27 protein-coding genes and 1 tRNA gene are annotated in these 16,069 nt (G+C 54.0%); 12 read left to right on the top strand and 16 right to left on the bottom strand.

Going from position 1 to position 16,069, the window contains the following annotated elements; translation table 11 throughout:
* Positions 1–351: 351 nt before the first annotated feature.
* Positions 352–669: a hypothetical protein gene (locus ACFIQF_RS13170; protein WP_393943459.1), complete on the top strand. Its 318-nt coding sequence runs from the start codon at positions 352–354 to the stop codon at positions 667–669.
* A 162-nt stretch (positions 670–831) separates the two neighbouring features.
* Here ACFIQF_RS13170 and ACFIQF_RS13165 read toward each other — a convergent pair whose 3' ends face one another.
* From ACFIQF_RS13165 to ACFIQF_RS13095, 15 genes are all read right to left on the bottom strand, one after another.
* Positions 832–1,023, bottom strand: a complete 192-nt coding sequence (locus ACFIQF_RS13165; protein ID WP_393943457.1) for a hypothetical protein — start codon at positions 1,021–1,023, stop codon at positions 832–834.
* The gene (locus ACFIQF_RS13160; protein WP_393943455.1) at positions 1,020–1,286 is read right to left on the bottom strand and encodes a hypothetical protein; all 267 of its coding nucleotides are present in this window, start codon (positions 1,284–1,286) and stop codon (positions 1,020–1,022) included. Before ACFIQF_RS13160 ends, ACFIQF_RS13165 begins: the two co-directional genes overlap by 4 nt.
* Before the next feature lie 45 nt (positions 1,287–1,331).
* Positions 1,332–1,422: transfer RNA gene (locus ACFIQF_RS13155), tRNA-Ser, on the bottom strand.
* Positions 1,423–1,553: 131 nt separating this feature from the next.
* Positions 1,554–1,904 carry a hypothetical protein gene (locus tag ACFIQF_RS13150; RefSeq protein ID WP_393943454.1) on the bottom strand — a complete coding sequence of 117 codons (351 nt, stop codon included), beginning with the start codon at positions 1,902–1,904 and terminating at the stop codon, positions 1,554–1,556.
* A gap of 507 nt (positions 1,905–2,411) precedes the next feature.
* Positions 2,412–2,927 (bottom strand): hypothetical protein, encoded by a 516-nt coding sequence (locus ACFIQF_RS13145; RefSeq protein WP_393943453.1) that lies wholly within the window; start codon positions 2,925–2,927, stop codon positions 2,412–2,414.
* The gene (locus tag ACFIQF_RS13140; protein WP_393943451.1) at positions 2,924–3,505 is read right to left on the bottom strand and encodes a recombination protein NinG; all 582 of its coding nucleotides are present in this window, start codon (positions 3,503–3,505) and stop codon (positions 2,924–2,926) included. The genes ACFIQF_RS13145 and ACFIQF_RS13140 overlap by 4 nt, the downstream gene beginning before the upstream one ends.
* Positions 3,502–3,912: a recombination protein NinB gene (locus tag ACFIQF_RS13135; RefSeq protein WP_393943449.1), complete on the bottom strand. Its 411-nt coding sequence runs from the start codon at positions 3,910–3,912 to the stop codon at positions 3,502–3,504. The genes ACFIQF_RS13140 and ACFIQF_RS13135 overlap by 4 nt, the downstream gene beginning before the upstream one ends.
* 181 nt (positions 3,913–4,093) lie before the next feature.
* The gene (locus ACFIQF_RS13130) at positions 4,094–4,363 is read right to left on the bottom strand and encodes a DUF3310 domain-containing protein (protein ID WP_393943447.1); all 270 of its coding nucleotides are present in this window, start codon (positions 4,361–4,363) and stop codon (positions 4,094–4,096) included.
* Between the two features lie 238 nt (positions 4,364–4,601).
* Positions 4,602–4,796 (bottom strand): hypothetical protein, encoded by a 195-nt coding sequence (locus tag ACFIQF_RS13125; protein WP_393943445.1) that lies wholly within the window; start codon positions 4,794–4,796, stop codon positions 4,602–4,604.
* 243 nt (positions 4,797–5,039) lie between these two features.
* The gene (locus ACFIQF_RS13120) at positions 5,040–5,819 is read right to left on the bottom strand and encodes a primase/helicase family protein (RefSeq protein ID WP_393943444.1); all 780 of its coding nucleotides are present in this window, start codon (positions 5,817–5,819) and stop codon (positions 5,040–5,042) included.
* Between the two features lie 53 nt (positions 5,820–5,872).
* Positions 5,873–7,366 (bottom strand): DEAD/DEAH box helicase, encoded by a 1,494-nt coding sequence (locus tag ACFIQF_RS13115; protein WP_393943442.1) that lies wholly within the window; start codon positions 7,364–7,366, stop codon positions 5,873–5,875.
* A gap of 2 nt (positions 7,367–7,368) precedes the next feature.
* Positions 7,369–8,220 (bottom strand): hypothetical protein, encoded by an 852-nt coding sequence (locus tag ACFIQF_RS13110; protein ID WP_393943440.1) that lies wholly within the window; start codon positions 8,218–8,220, stop codon positions 7,369–7,371.
* A gap of 41 nt (positions 8,221–8,261) precedes the next feature.
* Entirely contained in the window at positions 8,262–8,396 is a 135-nt protein-coding gene (locus ACFIQF_RS13105; protein WP_393943438.1) for a hypothetical protein, read from the bottom strand.
* A gap of 201 nt (positions 8,397–8,597) precedes the next feature.
* Entirely contained in the window at positions 8,598–8,798 is a 201-nt protein-coding gene (locus ACFIQF_RS13100; protein WP_393943437.1) for a hypothetical protein, read from the bottom strand.
* Between the two features lie 46 nt (positions 8,799–8,844).
* Entirely contained in the window at positions 8,845–9,078 is a 234-nt protein-coding gene (locus ACFIQF_RS13095; protein WP_393943436.1) for a hypothetical protein, read from the bottom strand.
* A 106-nt stretch (positions 9,079–9,184) separates the two neighbouring features.
* On the opposite strand from ACFIQF_RS13095, the gene ACFIQF_RS13090 reads away from it, so the two are divergent.
* The 9 genes from ACFIQF_RS13090 to ACFIQF_RS13050 all read left to right on the top strand — a co-directional run bounded on the left by ACFIQF_RS13090 (position 9,185) and on the right by ACFIQF_RS13050 (position 13,656).
* Positions 9,185–9,394, top strand: a complete 210-nt coding sequence (locus tag ACFIQF_RS13090) for a hypothetical protein (RefSeq protein WP_393943434.1) — start codon at positions 9,185–9,187, stop codon at positions 9,392–9,394.
* A 306-nt stretch (positions 9,395–9,700) separates the two neighbouring features.
* Entirely contained in the window at positions 9,701–9,925 is a 225-nt protein-coding gene (locus ACFIQF_RS13085; protein WP_393943433.1) for a hypothetical protein, read from the top strand.
* A 183-nt stretch (positions 9,926–10,108) separates the two neighbouring features.
* Entirely contained in the window at positions 10,109–10,354 is a 246-nt protein-coding gene (locus ACFIQF_RS13080; protein WP_393943432.1) for a hypothetical protein, read from the top strand.
* Positions 10,355–10,419: 65 nt separating this feature from the next.
* Positions 10,420–10,695 (top strand): hypothetical protein, encoded by a 276-nt coding sequence (locus ACFIQF_RS13075; RefSeq protein WP_393943431.1) that lies wholly within the window; start codon positions 10,420–10,422, stop codon positions 10,693–10,695.
* A 44-nt stretch (positions 10,696–10,739) separates the two neighbouring features.
* On the top strand, positions 10,740–11,417 hold the full coding sequence (locus tag ACFIQF_RS13070) for a S24 family peptidase (RefSeq protein WP_393943428.1): 678 nt from the start codon (positions 10,740–10,742) through the stop codon (positions 11,415–11,417).
* An 11-nt stretch (positions 11,418–11,428) separates the two neighbouring features.
* On the top strand, positions 11,429–11,734 hold the full coding sequence (locus tag ACFIQF_RS13065) for a YqaE/Pmp3 family membrane protein (protein ID WP_393943426.1): 306 nt from the start codon (positions 11,429–11,431) through the stop codon (positions 11,732–11,734).
* A gap of 11 nt (positions 11,735–11,745) precedes the next feature.
* Positions 11,746–12,078 (top strand): hypothetical protein, encoded by a 333-nt coding sequence (locus ACFIQF_RS13060; protein WP_393943424.1) that lies wholly within the window; start codon positions 11,746–11,748, stop codon positions 12,076–12,078.
* A 121-nt stretch (positions 12,079–12,199) separates the two neighbouring features.
* The gene (locus ACFIQF_RS13055) at positions 12,200–12,598 is read left to right on the top strand and encodes a type II toxin-antitoxin system PemK/MazF family toxin (RefSeq protein ID WP_393943422.1); all 399 of its coding nucleotides are present in this window, start codon (positions 12,200–12,202) and stop codon (positions 12,596–12,598) included.
* 479 nt (positions 12,599–13,077) lie between these two features.
* Positions 13,078–13,656, top strand: a complete 579-nt coding sequence (locus tag ACFIQF_RS13050; RefSeq protein WP_393943420.1) for a hypothetical protein — start codon at positions 13,078–13,080, stop codon at positions 13,654–13,656.
* A gap of 773 nt (positions 13,657–14,429) precedes the next feature.
* Here the strand turns inward: ACFIQF_RS13050 and ACFIQF_RS13045 are convergent.
* On the bottom strand, positions 14,430–14,711 hold the full coding sequence (locus ACFIQF_RS13045) for a hypothetical protein (RefSeq protein WP_393943418.1): 282 nt from the start codon (positions 14,709–14,711) through the stop codon (positions 14,430–14,432).
* A gap of 561 nt (positions 14,712–15,272) precedes the next feature.
* Between ACFIQF_RS13045 and ACFIQF_RS13040 the strand changes: the two genes are divergently transcribed.
* Both ACFIQF_RS13040 and ACFIQF_RS13035 read left to right on the top strand, forming a co-directional pair.
* Positions 15,273–15,533, top strand: coding sequence for an Arc family DNA-binding protein (locus tag ACFIQF_RS13040; protein ID WP_393943417.1), 261 nt, complete (start codon positions 15,273–15,275; stop codon positions 15,531–15,533).
* 72 nt (positions 15,534–15,605) lie between these two features.
* Positions 15,606–16,069 (top strand): DUF7666 domain-containing protein (locus ACFIQF_RS13035; protein WP_431193942.1); only part of this gene is annotated, 464 nt, incomplete at its 3' end.

The following is a 16,069-nucleotide window of genomic DNA, read 5'->3' as shown; positions in this document are numbered from 1 at the left end:
CTGGTATCACAACGCCTCGGATAGTGGCGCTCTTGTTAGCGTCTTGCATGGCAGTACCCCTGTATCGGCTCGCTGATTGCAGGCCGCTTGCAGTATTGGCAGTGCTCTGGCCCAGCTTGCAACGGAGCGCCGCAACCTTTGCAGTGCTCGCCCTCTGGGTCTGTGATGATGTGACGAGGATGCGCCTCATGCAGCATCTGGTATGTGACGATCTGCATGGCGCTCTCCAATAGGTCGCAGGGCTAGGCTCCAAGTGTGTATGTCGCTAGTGCGGTGAGCCTGCCCTGCGGTAAACAAAACCCTCTTGGCTTACGATGGGAGTTCTCACACTAACCATCACCAAGAGGGGATATGAAATTCAATTCGTTTGAAGAGGTAGCAAAGTTCTGCGAGCACATCGAGCGCGAAAAGAACACGCTGCTCGGCGTCATCAAGGCCCAAGAGCTGGCACTAGTGGCCCTCATGCAAAACCAAGCAAATGTTGACCTGGTACAGCTATACCTCAGCCGCTATGTGGATGCCAAGGAACTAGGGAAGCTGACTATTCCGCTTCCGCCAGATGCCGAACTCGCATTCGAGCGGGCCATTGAGTTCTACAAATCACTCAAGAAAGTAAGCCCCGACCTCAATCCGATAGGGAGCCTTTTTGGATCGAAGCCAATGCCTTAATCATGACCGGGTAGTTGGATACATGTTCCGCAGCAGCGGCACTCAGCTGATCCAAGTTATCTGCCGCCGGAATGATTCGCTCGCTTTTATGAACTCTGGCAATCTTGTCAGCAACCCAACCCAGCTCAGGGCACAGCCACAGGGCAATCTTTCGTCGTAGGCTCATTTGATCTCCTTGCAGTGCTCGGCCCAGGCTTGGATCAGCTCGGGAGTCATGGCGACTTGCAGGCTTACGCTCTCCAGTTCGCTGGGGTCGGTGTTGATCTTTATGTCCTGAAGCACTGGCGGGCGAACTTCGAAGATCGCCTTTATCAGCGCCTGCATGGGGTTGCGTGGTGTTTGGTCGGCCTTCATGGCTTCCCATCAATCTCAGGCCCGATGTAAATCTCAAACCAAGATTCATCGCCTCGCATCCAGTTGATAAAGCCGGTGATCCAATGCCCCAGAGTGACAAGCGCCTCGACTGGTGCCCATTTGGTGGCAACCATTGGTGCCTCACCATCAGGATCACCAATCCAGCATGGGAAGCCGTACATTGCGCCATGGTGCGTGAAGCCCTCGGCAATGGCTTGCTTTTGGGTCATGCAGCCAAGAAGGCTAGCTAGTTGTTCCTTCATGGCTTGCTCCAAAAGAAAAAGCCCCGCACTTGGCGAGGCACTGACTGGCGGAAACACAAAGAATCGAACTCTCACCGGCTACTAACCAGTGGCGACGGTTTTCAAGACCGTTTGCTCACCTTGAGCGCATGCTTCCAAAAACTATCTGATCCACCCACTACCCAAGGCGTGGGAGCCAAGGAGAGAGGGCAATGGGCGGGTTAGATAGTGCTGGCCTTTAGTGTCGCCAGCGCGGACAAAGAACCAAGCCGCATGGGCCGGGCCGTGTTATTCATCCTTCAGGCTACCAGCAACGACTGGAGCGCACCAGGCATCCTTTTGCTCTGCGGCCAGCACCTCGGCAAGCTTCTCGCCACTCATTGCGCCTACGCCAAGGATGCAAACCAAGGCTTTGGCAGCTACTCCGGCTGGCATCCCATCCTTGTTAACAAGCAGCCCCTTATCCACCTCTAAAACAGGCTGATCGTTCAAAGCAACCAAGAAGGATTCGACAGACAGAGGCGCAGAATAGCCGCGCGCTTCACGGAATTTACCGTGACGCTCCACTTGATCCGCCATGGCGCGGAGTTGCGCAACAACCGTCTTGTAGTCAGTAGAGTGCTTGTTAAGTGTTGTCATAGAGTAAGTTGATGGCGACCGGGAGCCCCCAATCCTGCATTGCTGCTTGACCATCTTCTAAGCGGGCCGGTTGCGATCTCCGGCTTGCAGTTGTGGTTACCCGTCTGCGAACCTTGCTGGATCACCCCGCTGCAGCTGGGTGCCAGCGCTAGCGCATCGCACTGCGCATTCCGCTTAGAGGATGCCCCAGCAAAGGGGCTGATGATGGGCCGAATCCAGCGGCCTTAACGAGCACTTCCCGCGTCCAGTTTTCATCGTGACTGTCGTTTGCACCATCACGGCTGCCAGCTAGTTGGATGAAGCCCTGAGGTCTGCGATCCTCTTTGGCCAACTGGCATGCGTTATGCCCCTAGACGCAGAGATAGCTCCGCCATCTAGGGCGACCCTGAGCGCCTACTTTGGGCCTGCTCTCAGGGTGTATTTTTAGATGGGTGCGACACAAACATTGTTTGCTGCATTCCCATACTTTAAGTATACCACCACTGTCAATACATACAAGCAGTGTTTTTATACAGCATCTGCAAAAAGTTGTTTCTTTGCCAATGAGTTAGTGACGCCACAAGCCCGGTCGAGGTAGTTCAGCAACTCACGGGCCTGCTCATCGTCGGGGTCACGGCGGAACTTCAATCCCTTGCACTTTGAGCAGGTGTAAATCTGGGCGTCCGTTTCCACCTTGCCGACGCCCTTACACTTGCCGCAGCGACGATTCAGCCAGTGGTCAAGCACACGGGAAACCAACTCCTTGCTGTCCTTGATGCCCAGCTTCATGCAGCGCAACTCAAGCAGCATGCGAGCCGATCCGTACGACTTGAGCGCGATGCTGGCAATCAGTTTGTCGGGCTGACTGGGGTTAACCGCAGAGCCGTCGAACTCTGCCCGCAGGCGCATGGCATCGTTAGCCGATACGCTGCGCTTCTTGTTGACGGTCGCATATGCCGCCAAGGTATCCGCATCCCCGATCCGGTGAGCGGCCATCCCCAGGTGCGAGCTATGCACTGCGCGTTGGTAGCTTTCTTCGATCATGCGTTCTCCTTGAGTTGTTTAGTCTTCGCCCGGTACTTGGCCTTAATTGCTCTCAGCTCGTCTTTTGTCCATTTGTGGACGGTGTTGTCGGCTTCCAGCGCCTCAACTGCCTCCAAACCGATCCGAGCAATGAGGCCAATCCGGTAGTCAACGGCACGGCCCGCACCCCATCGATTGCATTGCTTTCGTTGTGCATGTGCGTTGTTTTCGTTGAAGCGCAGATGTGGAGCACTCCCTCTTGATCTGTAATGACCACAGTCAAAGGCCCCTCCCACGTCACCATCACCAAGTGGCCGTCCACAGCAAATGCACGGCTGATGTTGGTCCCTGGCCCTGATGTATGCGTTGAATTCAACTTGCGCCTCCTTGGTTAGCTCTGAAATGCTTTTAAAGGCATCCTTTTTCCGCTTCGTCTCCGCTCTCTCCACCCTCGCTTGCATCCGTGCCTGCTTCTGCGCCTTGCGCTGGGCCTTGGCTTCTTCTGCCTCTGCGTATCCGTCAATGCAATCTGGATGAATGCGTTGGCCGGGTTCAAGCCGCCCCTTGCAGTGCGGGCAGCGTGTTCGCTTAAAGGTCATCTGCCCTCCAAGTCATAAAACGTGACGCCCAGCTCCGATGCCGCGTAGGCCTCCACCTTGGTGCAGAACTCGCTGAATTCCGCCGTGGTCAGCTTGGTAGAGCTTTTGCCGATCACCGAGCCATCGGGCAGTTCTTCCACGCCGATAAACATGCGTTTGAATTGCTCATGCCATGTTTCGGTGCTGTACTGCTTGCCACAGACCACCGCCTGCGCCGCGATCTGAGCCAAAACACCTTGCCCCCAGTAACGCCTGTTCTGCGGCTGGGTGCGCTTGCGACGGGTCACGGTCAGCACCCAACGGCCACCGCTTTGCAGAGCATCGGCCAGAAATGGGAATAGCTGCCCCTTCACGGCCAGCCAAGCCTGCTGGCGGTTGTGCATCTCGAATTCGAGGCGCTCGGTCATGCAACCACCTTGACAACGAATGCACGCTTACGCTGAATGAATGCCTCGGCTGCCTCAATTGATTTAAAGGTGTTGACGCCCCAACCTCTATCCATCTGAAACCATGCAAACGGGAACCACCAGAATTTCACCTGAGCCTCGTAGCCCAAGTACATGTCTGTGACCACACGATATTTATGCTTCAAGGCTGCTCCCCCATGTCGTGGACGGGAAGGGTGAGCAATTCGGGGAATGGCTCGGCGGCCTGTCCGTACTGCAATTCAATCGCCAGTTGCGCGTAGTGAATCACCTTGCGCAAGTCCTCGACGCCGTTCTTTGCCTTGTGTCGGCACAGGTACTTGAGCATGTTTCCTTGGAAGAAATCCAGGCCGTTCGCATTGATGAACTCGATTGGCTGGATCTTCATGTCGCGGTAATGGCTACCGCCTTGTTGGGTGTCTAGTGCGCTCATGCGGCCTCCCGGACGTACTTGACAATGCGAGTCCAGCGATACGACTTGCGCACTTCGTCTTGCGCACGACGGGCTGCTGCTCGGCTCTCAGCACCAGCTTTCGGCCGCCAACGACCTTCTTTAGTTAGCTTCTTCTCTACGACCCAAAAAACCTGTTGTTCCATAAATCCCCCTACTTCTTAGTTACTCGGTTTATCCAAACAATCCGCTTTTCCGCCACATCTGCCGGTACAGATCACTAGCCCAGGTTGGCAATTGCTTGCCGCATTTCCTCGTTCGATATGCCAGCTTGCAGTTGCTGGTCGTGCAGGTAATCTCTCCAGCCATCCAACAACCCTCTTGCTTTCACATCCAACACTGTCTGAGCCAAGTCCTGAATCCGAATCTGTCTCAGAACTTCTTTGTGCTTCTCGCTCAAGTCCTGCTCCTTCATTCATCCCCTACTCCTATCTATTCCCTGTATCTACTCCTGCCCTCTGGTGAGCAAGACCTAGCCATTCCTAGCTTGGCCTTCACTACGCGATTTCTGCCCTCCGGAGCCGCATAGACCCGCCAGTCGTTCGATGCAAGGGCACTAGCTTCGCCACCCTTTCTCCTGTTTCAGCATCTAATCCAACAGTAGGAGACTCAACCTGCGCCGCTGCCGTAATGAACCAACCAGCGCAGTGATTTGTGATTAACGGAGGCCACCCTCCCGAATCACCTTTTTCAAACCCTCAGTGAGTGCAAAGAGTCCTTTGCGCATGAGGTAGTCGTTCGCGTCCTCTCCTACTGCATCGCTCATCCAGAAGGGCCAGCCGATTTCTTTGGCGACGTTCTCGCCCGTCTTGCTTGCGTCGTTGTCAGCCACTACCAAGCCACCAGGCAAGCCAGAGGCCACCTTCTTCATGTTTCCTGCAGAGAAGCACACATGCACAACCACAGGGCGCTTGAGGCGCGAGAAGGCCTGGAATGCGGACAAGCCAGTTGCATAGCCTTCGCACAGAACGTGAATGCCGGTTTTGCCAAACACAAACTCAGCAAAGCTGCACTGCTGGCCGAAGATGAATTTCTTGGTGCCGTCAGCCCAAATCTTTTGAACGCCTACGATCTGGCCCTTGGCGCGCATAGGGATCACAACAACGCTTTGCCCGTCAATCTCGATGGTGTTGACATACTCTTCGGCAAAGCCCTTGCGAACCATGTATTCGTGGCCTCGGGTCAATTCGCACTCGCTCAGGAGTTGCGCAGCTTCGCGTGCAGCCTTTGCTTGGCGCTCACGCACTTCAATTGCGGCGACATTGGCAACACGCTGGATTTGCTGCTGGGCGATCTTGGAGACGCCCTCTGCGCGCCACAGGGCAACTTCCTGCATCGTGGCGTGGTTCTGCACAAAGCCGTGATCGCCCATGAACTTCACTGCGCCGTTCTTATGCTTAGGTTTGTCAGCGGTCGGAAAGCGCAGCCACTTACCCAAAGGCAGTGGGCCTTGCGCCAGAACGCCGTGCGAGGCGCAGAATTGCTCAAAAATCATGCTGCAGCCCTCCGTGGCGACTTAGCCCAACGGATACGTTGCGATTTGTCCCAGTTCAGCAGTTCGACAGATGGCTCCATGGGCGCAACATCGCGGAACTTGGGATCAACCTTGAACTTGTCACGGAAGCGGTGAAACACCCAACCGATTTGATGGCCGCGAGCATTCGCCAAATACTTCAACATGGCAAACCAGTCACGCTGCTTCTTCAATTCTTCGGCACGTTTTGTGCTGTCGGCAATCTCTACCAGTTCACCCGCAACGTTCTGCAGCTGGTTGCGCAGCACGCGAACATGACCGCAGCTTGGGCAGGCGTCAGAGTTGCCCATCCACAACGCATTGCACACGGGGCACTTGGCGGCTTCCTTTTCGGCAGAGGTCTTTTCCTTGCGAGGGGTGTCCTTGCCTTCGTCTAGCGAATCAACGCCATTTGCAAAGACTTCTTCCCAAGTCTCCTGAAAGCGCAGATAGTTGCCCGAGTGATCCAGCCACAGCGCAAAGTCCTTGCCTGGAAAGCAGCGCATAACGCGGCCCATTTGCTGCACATGGCTAGAAAACGACTTGCTAAAGGGGCGCGCAGACACGCCAATCATCACATCAGGAACATCAAAGCCCTTGGTCAGAATGTCGGTAGCGATCAGACCGTGGATGCTGGAATCTGGCTTCTCAAACTCCTTCAAAACCTGCTGCTTGTATTCCTCGTCATCCTTGTATGACAGAGCCACAAAGTTGTAGCCAGCATCCGCAAACTTGGTTGCCAAGTCGGCGCCATGAGCTACGCCAGCGCAGAAAACAACAGTCTTGCGAGGCCCACCGAAAACCTCGTTGGTTTTCTTGATCCACTCAGCAACAACGTCACCTGTGATCTTCATGCCGCGCTGCTCTACATCATCGCTAGACCACTCGCCAGCGACTTTCTTAGCGCCCTCCATGTCGATCTCTTTGGCGATGAACACGCGCAATGGAGCCAGCCGACCGATCTTCACCAGTTCGGACGTTGTAATGCTTGAAACCACATTGCTATAGATGTTCGCCAGCCCTTTGGTGAAGGGAGTAGCACTCAAGCCAACAACTCGGATTTGCGGGTTGTTCTTGATTAGTTCCGCAGTCTCCTTGCGGGTCTGGTGGGCCTCGTCTACAATCAACAACTGCAAATCAGGGAAACTTCCACGCTTCTCCAGGGTTTGTGCAGAGCAGATTTGGATTGGCTCATAGGCACGGCGTCTCCAGTGTCCAGCTTGAATAACGCCATGGTCTATACCGTACTTGTCCAATCGCTTGCTCGTTTGATCGCATAGCACTACTCGATCCAAAACCATCGCAGCGCGGCTTCCCTTCCGCTTGCAGGCTTCGAGTAGTGCGATTGCCATCTCAGTCTTGCCGCCACCCGTCGGCGCAACCAGCATCTGCGAACGATGCCCCGCGACAAAACCAGAGCGCAGCTTTTCCAGCACGGCCTCTTGGTATTCAAACAACTTCAACGTACTCACTTTTAAGCCTCCTTCAGCTTGCGTTGATAAAACTTGATCTGCTTTTTCAGCTCGGCGTTTTCGTTCATGAAGGCATCGCGGGATACCTTCACTGCGTCCAGTTCAATTGCTTGAATCCGCACTTGCTCACGCAACGCAGCGATGGTCTGGGCGGCTTCTTGCTTTTCTTCTTCGGTGCCATCCATAACGCCAGTCGCTAGGCGGTCGCGCAGTTGCTCGTTTTCATCTGCCAGGGCAACGATGGTTTCCTTGGCTTCTTCGATTTGGGTGTCCTTGCAGTCGGGGTCGTAGCCTTCCAGCTCTTGCACTGGCTGCTCTTTTTTCGCCTTCTTAGGCTTGATCGCAGAGACAGGCTTCTCAATCGCAGCCGCTTGTTCTTCTTTTGGCAACTGAGCGATGGCCGCAGCTTTTGGTAGGCCGATTGCGCCAGACTTCACGGCCTCGACAACTTCGGGCGCTGCCTTGGTTTGGACGGTCTTGGCTTGTTCGATGGAGCGCACACCGACACCAGCGACTGCGGCCAACTCCTTTGTGGTCTTTGCTGGCAATTCCGCACTCAGTGCGGAATTAACTTCCGCAGGCTTGCCAACTGGCATCCACTGATACACAGCAGTCGTCGCCATCGCCAACTGCGCCTGAGTGACGTGGCGGCGGGCCTTGTTCTGCGCCAGAACGAAGTGGCGTGGATCAGTTCCTGCTGCCAATTCCACATGAGGGCAAGGCATCAGCACCTCATTGGCTGCGTTGTAGCGATGCCAACCATCCAGCACCATGCCTTCAAACAAAGTGATTGGGTTCTGAACCCCAATTTCCGCAATACTGTCTTTCAGATTCTGAAAGTCGTCGGCGCTCATTGCAGGGAATGCGGCAGACAGGGGGTGTTGTGCGTAAGCCATCAATCAAACTTCGGTTTATGGTTTTCGTATTGGTCAACCCAGAGGGCCAAGGGAATGGAGCGAAGGCGAATGCAGTTCAAAAGAAATCGGATCGCCCGTGCAATCAATGTCGGTTCGCCTTCTTGTTCATTCATATGCCGCCTCTCAAAATTCGCCATGTCTTGATTTTTGATTGCTGGGCCTGCTTGCCGCTTTCAATGCCAAATCCTGTTGGCGCCGGGTTCCGGTCTACTTGCTTGTGAATTCGGGGTGGCTTGAAGTGGCGGGCTATTGAGGGGCGGGATAGTGTTGTGAATGCGTTCATTGCTGCTTTTGAGTAACTGGAAAGTTGCGGCCTAGTGAATCCAGGCGAAACGGAAGAGGCGTGCAATGGGGTTCATCGCAACACCTTTTTCAACACGATCAGCCAGCTCAAGAAGCATTCGCTTGGCAGCCTCATCGAACGAAATGCCTTCGCAGAATGCTTTGTTATTGATAGCGCGGATTTGTTGAGGTGTCGCGCATTGCAAGTCCAAGGGGAGTGGAAAGAGGTTCATTGGGGTCTACATAGGCTGAGGGTTGCGGGAGTGGTGAAAACACAGATCAGGCGGCACGCATAGCTCCAAAAGACTTCCTGTCAAGCTGGCGAAACGAAATAGCATTTCGTTCATGTTCCATCTCATCAGCAAGCGCCAAGAGCGCATCACGCAAGGCGACAGCGGTAGATCCGCCGTTGGACAAGCGCTTAGCCAAGCGAAGCAACTTTTCTTCTTCCTCTTTGCTGCCTCGCAGCATGCAAATCGGAACGCGTACAAGATCGCGGTTTTCATAAGCCATGGTGTGTTCTTCCTCTCTCTAAAAAAACACGGGTTGATAAAACCGGGTGTCTGCCGCCTTCTGGCTAAACTGGATGTGCTAACTAACCAAACCAGAAGGGGCAGACATGGAAAAAAAGGAAACTCAGTTCGATATCAGCGTGGTCGGGGACAAGATTCGCGTTCGGCGAACTCTCGTTTTGCCGCAGGGCAGCATCGATCTGGACTTGACATACAAGCACACGACGCCAAGGGAGCAACTGACGCTGCAGCAGATTCACGAGTCATCGGTGGATATAGCGATCCGTCACTTGCAGTCGCTGCTGCCCCAGAAATAACTCCGCCCCAGCTATCCATAGGCACGACTAGCGCGGCCTTGTCTTGGATCACGCCGAAATCGGTAACCGCCAGCCCTTCTTCACTGGGTTGGTGCAGTGGGGCGATCGCAGCGCCACGCTTCAACCATGCCAAGGCCTGCTCAAACTCCGTAGTGAAGCCTGCCGTCTTGGAATTGGCGGGAGTGATGCGCCATGCGCACAAAGAGAGCAATTCAGACATTCACAACCTCCTTGCGCTTGGGGGTGCCTGCCACTCCATAGGCGATACTTGGATTTCCACAACCAAATGCCTTAAGGAGGGCAGACATGACTACAAAACTGTCAGTAGAAAAATCGACAAGCGGCGACTTGCTTTGCTCACTGGACTTTTTCAACATGGGGAACGGACAGGCAATTCGACTCACAATGGAACTCCCGCAGGGGCCGGATCGAACGATTTCTCAGATCGAGCTAGAGGTGATGCAGAAGGCGCATTCGCTACTTGGCGAGATGAGCAAGAAGCACCCAGCGAACAAACCGGAATCGGCTTAACCGCCTCTATAAACAACACGCTCACACAGCCGGAGCAGTTGCCCCGGCTGCTGACACGCTTGCACATGGCTAAGCGTTCTGGTGAGCAACTAGCCATGGGCCACCTCCTTGCGATTGGGGGATGCCAAGGACACCTGACTAGAATTGCGGTTGCACTTAGCAACACTAGAAAGGGCCCTTGCCATGGAAAAGAAAGAAGCCAAGCACCAAACCTTCGAGCAAGGCTCAATACAGGCGTTGGAAATTGCCATCGCAACACTGGTGCGGGTACTGCCGGAGCCATCAAAACAAGCGTTCATCACTTCGTACCTCCAGAATGTTTCGATGTGGGACGACTTGGCTTTGCCATCCACTGCCATATCCGACGAATGGCTGTCCGGAGTGAGGGAAACTTCCGAGGGCTTGCTACGGCTTGTTCAGCAGCCGTAATTCCTCGACGCTCCAGCTCAGCCGCGCATGCTTGTTTCGACAGCAAGCCGGGGTTGAGGTCAGCCATGAGCAGCCTCCTTTTTGTTCTTGGCGGCGGCGGACATGCAGTCCGGGCGGAGAAGCAAGCTCTGATGAGCAAGCTTTACGCCAGCAGGAATGCCCCGCTTGCGCCAGTTGTGGATGCGCTGTGCAGCGCCGGCTTGGGTCCAGCCCAACAGGCGGGCCAGCTTGGTGGGCCCGCCATACAGGTCAATGAGTTCTGCATCAGTCATGCCTGTATTAAACACCATGTTTGCACCAAGCGCAACAGCATGTTTAAACGTTTTGTTGAAAAATCGTAAAAATGGACCCGATAACAGCTCGAATTCACCAGGCGATTGCCTACTTGACCAACAAAGCTTCGGTCGGCCCCACTGACGTGTCTACGTTCCTTGGCCTGCCAAATTCCCAAACGGCGAAGAATTGGGAAACACGCGGCCCCTCAGAGGGTGGCTTAGTGGCCGCAGCCGAGCGGGGGATCAGCGTGCTATGGCTTAAGCGTGGCGAAGGCCCGATGCTTACAAATCAAGCGCCAGACGAGGCGCCATCAGGGACCGCCAGAGTGGCTAGCTACCCCATTGAGTCGTCATTCAGCCTTACCGACTCGCAAGATGAGTTTGTCGGGGTCACGCGTGTTGATGTGAAGTTTTCCAACGGCCATGGGCAGATTCTGTACAGCGAGGAAGAGCGCCCCCCGTTGATGTTCAGGGCTGATTTCCTGCAAAAGATGGGGATCCCCAAAGGAAAGGCTTTCGTAGCCCTTGCCGAAGGTGTAAGCAACGAGCCAAAAATCTATGATGGCGCAGTTGTTTTGATTAATGCCGCCGATAAACGCTTGAATGGTGAGTTCTTTGCATTCCGTGTTGATGGCGAATTGCTGATCAAACGTCTAGATGCTCTAGATGGTATTGGCGTAATAGCGACAGCAGAGAACAGCAACTTCAAACCCAAGACAAAGGTCTACAACGATGAAGAAGACTTTGAGGTTATCGGTAAAGTGGTCTGGACTGGAACAGTTCTGTAAGGAGAAGGTTGATGAAGGCATGCAAAGAATGCGGCTCCATCAGTGAGCCTAAAACGGTAACTAAAGGCTCTATATGGATAGAAGTAGTGTTATGGCTCTGCTTTATCATCCCCGGGCTTATCTATTCCATCTGGCGCCACGCGACCAGGCATGACGCATGCAGGGTGTGCGGAAGCACCAGCATTGTCCCCTTGGATACGCCAGTAGGCCGAGAGCTTGCGGCGCGGAACCCATCTCAAGTACCCACTCCACTCCAGCCTAGCAAGAATGCTGTGGCCCTTGGTCGCGCCGTTGGTCGCATGTTTGCTAAAAAGTGAAGGTAGGGAAAATGAGAAAGATTGCACTTTTGATGGCTGGACTTCTCGTGATGGGCTCTTCATTCGCACAACCTAAAGTGGATATGGCCAAATTGCGCGCAGCATTTGACTTCAAGCTCAAAGACTCGGTAAGTGCACGCATCAAAGAACTTAGCACCCCGAAAAAATCTCTTGATGGATCCAGCTGGGAATTTTGCGGACTAGTGAATGCCAAGAACTCATACGGCGCTTATACGGGCTATACCAGATTTTTTGCCATGACAGATGGCAACTGGTATGTGATAACAGCGATTGGGGAAAATGCCAAGGAAGCCTGTGAACTGCACACTCGAATAAAAGGTTAGCCCTCCCCCGCTGCGATGCCGGTGGACTGGCATCACTCGGCACATACTTCTACGCTTCAAGACGCAATGCACGGCTTTGCAAAATCAATCTCAGCCAAAATTAAACAACCAGCGATAAAATATGGCGTTACGATTTCAGCCTGCACCTGGGACCATACTGAATTGCGATTTTTCCGGCTACATCATCCCCGAGATGGTAAAGAAACGGCAGGTTGTCGTGATATGGAAACACAAGAAAAATGCAAAACTGGTGTACATCGTTCCACTTTCCACGACACCACCCCATGCGCCAGAGTTAGCACACGAGCTGTCATGCTTACCCATCCCCAGGCCAGACCAGGATCCAGAGACGCGCATCTGGGTAAAGTGCGACATGATCTACACCGTCTCGACAGATCGACTTAGCTTGCCAGTCAATAGGGCGTCACGAAGGAACTCTAACCCTATCAACATCAATATCTCAACGCCAGACCTGATGGAGGTGAAGCAGAGGGTTGCGCAAGCGTTGCGCTTAGGTTAGAATGAAACCGTTCCCGAAAGGGGCTGCAAGTCTGATCCGCTCATGCGTGACCAGCCAGAAAGAATAGCGATGACAAGCTCTCTTCTCTGAAATCAGGGCGCTTCGGCGCCCTTTGTCTTTTGTGCCACTCATACGATCTTCCTGTCATGACGTCAGCACCACGACTCCAGTACACAAGCATTCGATCCCGCATTGACGGCGGGAAGCCTCTGATTGGCCTCAAGCATACAGTCAAAAGCGCTGACGACCTCCCAGAATCAACCGCCTGGATCGAGATGCCTCCCGAAGATGTGCGACGGCTGATTCAGAAATTACAAGAGACGCTTGATGAACTCGGAGGTATCTAGCTCCAACCGCCTCCTGGCGGTTTTTTGTTGCCTGGGCTTGAGCTGCATCTACTCAGCGAGATGATGCAGATGGGAGGCCGGCGATGTTGGACAATCTGAGCCAGCCTACATTCACAAAGAAAGAGCCTGCACATGGATAGCCTGAGTTCAATCGACCCCGACGACCACGAAGGACTACTTAAAGAGGCGTTCAGAGTGCATGGACAGATAGTTCACCATGCAGCCTTGGCAGACTGCCTTTTGTTTGAGATCTTTCGTCACTTCTCGGGGTGTACCAGGCCCATCGCCCAGGCGATCTTTTTTACGCTGGATTCAGCCAAAGCAAAAGAGACTCTGACAGTGCGAACTGCTATCGCTGCTGGGGCCGACGCGGAGACAACAGCTTCTGTGGAGTCTCTAGCTGTTGCGATTGGGGGAGTCATCAAGCACAGAAACGATATTGCCCATGCGTTCCTGCTACTTTATGACCCAATTTTTGAAGACGCGGTAGTTCGACGCATCAACCCCAAGAAGGCACATGCGAAACAAAAAACAGTCAAACACCAGAATTCCGCGCAATCTCAGACGCATCATACGGATCAAGTTTCGGTGACTTCGCTACAGCATTCACTGCACGAATCCAATCGTCGTCTGAGCAAGGCACTGAAGGAGTTTCAAGCTCTATGCCAGCGTATTGGAATACAGCCTGAACTATCTCTTGAACGCGGGTAGTCATGTCCCATGTGTCCCAATATGGATCGTCATAGTGGACATGCCTAGCCATGTTTGCAGAGGCAGCCACCAGCGCCTCTAGCGGGATCGCCACCTTTTTGGCTGATTCAGCTCCATCAAGCGCCACCTGCCCCCCAGCAGCGTCCGACTCGGCCGCGACTATGCCTGGCCCGACCTCTGCAAACCTAATCACATAGCGCCCTTCCTCGTCGATGCTTAGGCGTGCTGGCTCCGCTTCGCCTAGCTTTGCCTCGTCTGCATTGTTCATCCTCATAGTCAGCCTTTCTTGCCCGGTTGATGGTGGGCATGGGGGATTTTAGCCGTTAAATAAACATGGCGTTAAAACATTGTGTTGACAGCAATCCAAACATGGTGTTTAATTAAACCCATCGCAGCAACGAACGCTAAACGACCAAGGGGGTAGCGAACCGTCCCCTGAACCGACTCGATGCAAGAGGAAGGTCTAGCTCCAGTGGAGCGCAGCTAGTTGCAGAACGCGATGGGTGTGAAGTGATCGAGCTAACTCCCCTTCTTTAACAACAGAATGCAGTCAGCAAAGGCATGAAAAAAGCCCCTTTCGGGGCTTGGTTAGAAGCGGTGGGCAATTCCCGCTTGCTTCATGATGGTGTTGGCCATGTGCCTTGATGGCATGTTGAGAGAGACGGTCTGGTTGCGCTGGCCATTGGACCAAATCTCATGGGAGCCGGCGCCTTGTCTAAGTAGCGTGTAGCCATGAGCCTTGAGCACATCCCGCACCAACGGGTAGTACCCATTCATGCATGCACGCAGTTGTTGTCGATCCCCAGGTCAGGCTGAGCATGGATCTTGTGAGTATTCAGCTCCAGGTCCAGTAGATCGTTAGCAGCCAGCAGCGCCGCCGAGCGCAATTCGTCCAGGTTGTTGCCTGATACAACTAGACCATCGATATCAGGGCTATCAGCCCAGAAGGTTTTGGACTCTTCATCAAAGTGCACCAGAACGCGAAAACGGATTGGAGCCCCGGTTCTAGCGACAGTTTTCCACAAGGGCCAGCCTACACGGTAGCCATTAAACATGCGCTTACTCCTATTTAAGTAGCCTGCGAATATAGCAGATGTTGATTTCGAGGCCGAAAGTTCGGGAAAGTTGCAGCAATGCCAAGTCCATCCTACAGCCTTTGCTGACTGCATTCAAGACGGGATAAATAGGCGTTTTCTATGGGAAACAGACCTGCCCCTGTGATCTGTCGGCAGAAGTAAAAGACAGCCCAAACGTCGAGAGGCGGAAGCCAGAACCAAAAACTGGCAAGGGATGGCCCAGCTGGGCTAGATCAAAACAAGCATTCGCGAACCGGCGCGGTTATCCGGTGAAAAGCAAGCAGCCCAGCGCTGCGAAGGAGAGCACATGCGAGACACGCAAGCCGGATGACCCGGCCACCACCGCCCAAGCGGGCCATGTAAGGCGAGTTACCGGGCATGTAGGCCAAGGCCACCGGGTACTTGAGATTGGCGACCTCTTAACGCAATCAGTCAAGCCGACGAACACGACCCCGAGCAATCGGCGTGCGCCCTTGAGCGACATCAGGGGCAAAAACACAGCGCTTCCAGTCGGGAGCGTTTTGTTTTTAGGAGTGATACATGGCCTACACACAAGCCCGCGATGCACAGCTACACCTGCGCATGCCGCAAGAGATGAAGAGCAGATTGCAGCAGGAGGCGAAGGCCGCTGACCGGTCTGTCAATGCCGAAGTGATCTATCGCTTGGCAAAGACCTTTGACGGTGAGTTTGACCTGGCCGCCAGCCAAGAGCCAGCGCCAACCACGCTTGAAACGATGGCCGCAGACATTGCTGTGATCCGGCAACTGGCAGAGACCCTCAAGTGGAACATGCGGTACTAACCCCCAAGCGACTACTCAGGGCGTTTTCAATTTTCACCCAGCCTGCCATGTGCAGGCTTTCTTATTTGAAGGATGCACATGACAACGGAAACTGCAGATCAGCCTATCATCACCTACAAGGGCTTTGACAAAGACCTCAAGTGCCGCAACTTTCAGTACGAGATTGGCGGCACCTATGAGAACGAAAAAGGCGCAGCAGCATGCAAATATGTATTCCATGCCTGCGAGCACCCCCTGAACGTTTTCGAGTATTACGTACCAGCTGGAAACCGCTTCGCAGTGGTTGAGCAGTCAGGAGCGATCAGCCGCCACGACAGTGACACCAAAGTGGCCAGTTCCAAGATCACTATCAAGGCAGAAATTGGCATCCCAGGTTTGGTCAAAGCTGCAGTTGAGTATGTGACAAGCCGATGCAAACCCATCGACCCTGATTCTCCTGCTTCGAGCACTGGCAACTACGGCGCTGCTTCGAGCACTGGCAACTACGGCGCTGCTTCGAGCACTGGCAACCGGGGCGCTGCTTCGAGCACTGGCAA

The sequence above is a fragment of the Comamonas trifloxystrobinivorans genome, assembly GCF_043359985.1.
GTDB lineage: Bacteria > Pseudomonadota > Gammaproteobacteria > Burkholderiales > Burkholderiaceae_C > Comamonas > Comamonas trifloxystrobinivorans.
The sequence above is the reverse complement of the archived record's forward strand: the minus strand, read 5'-3'. Positions and strand labels throughout refer to the sequence as shown.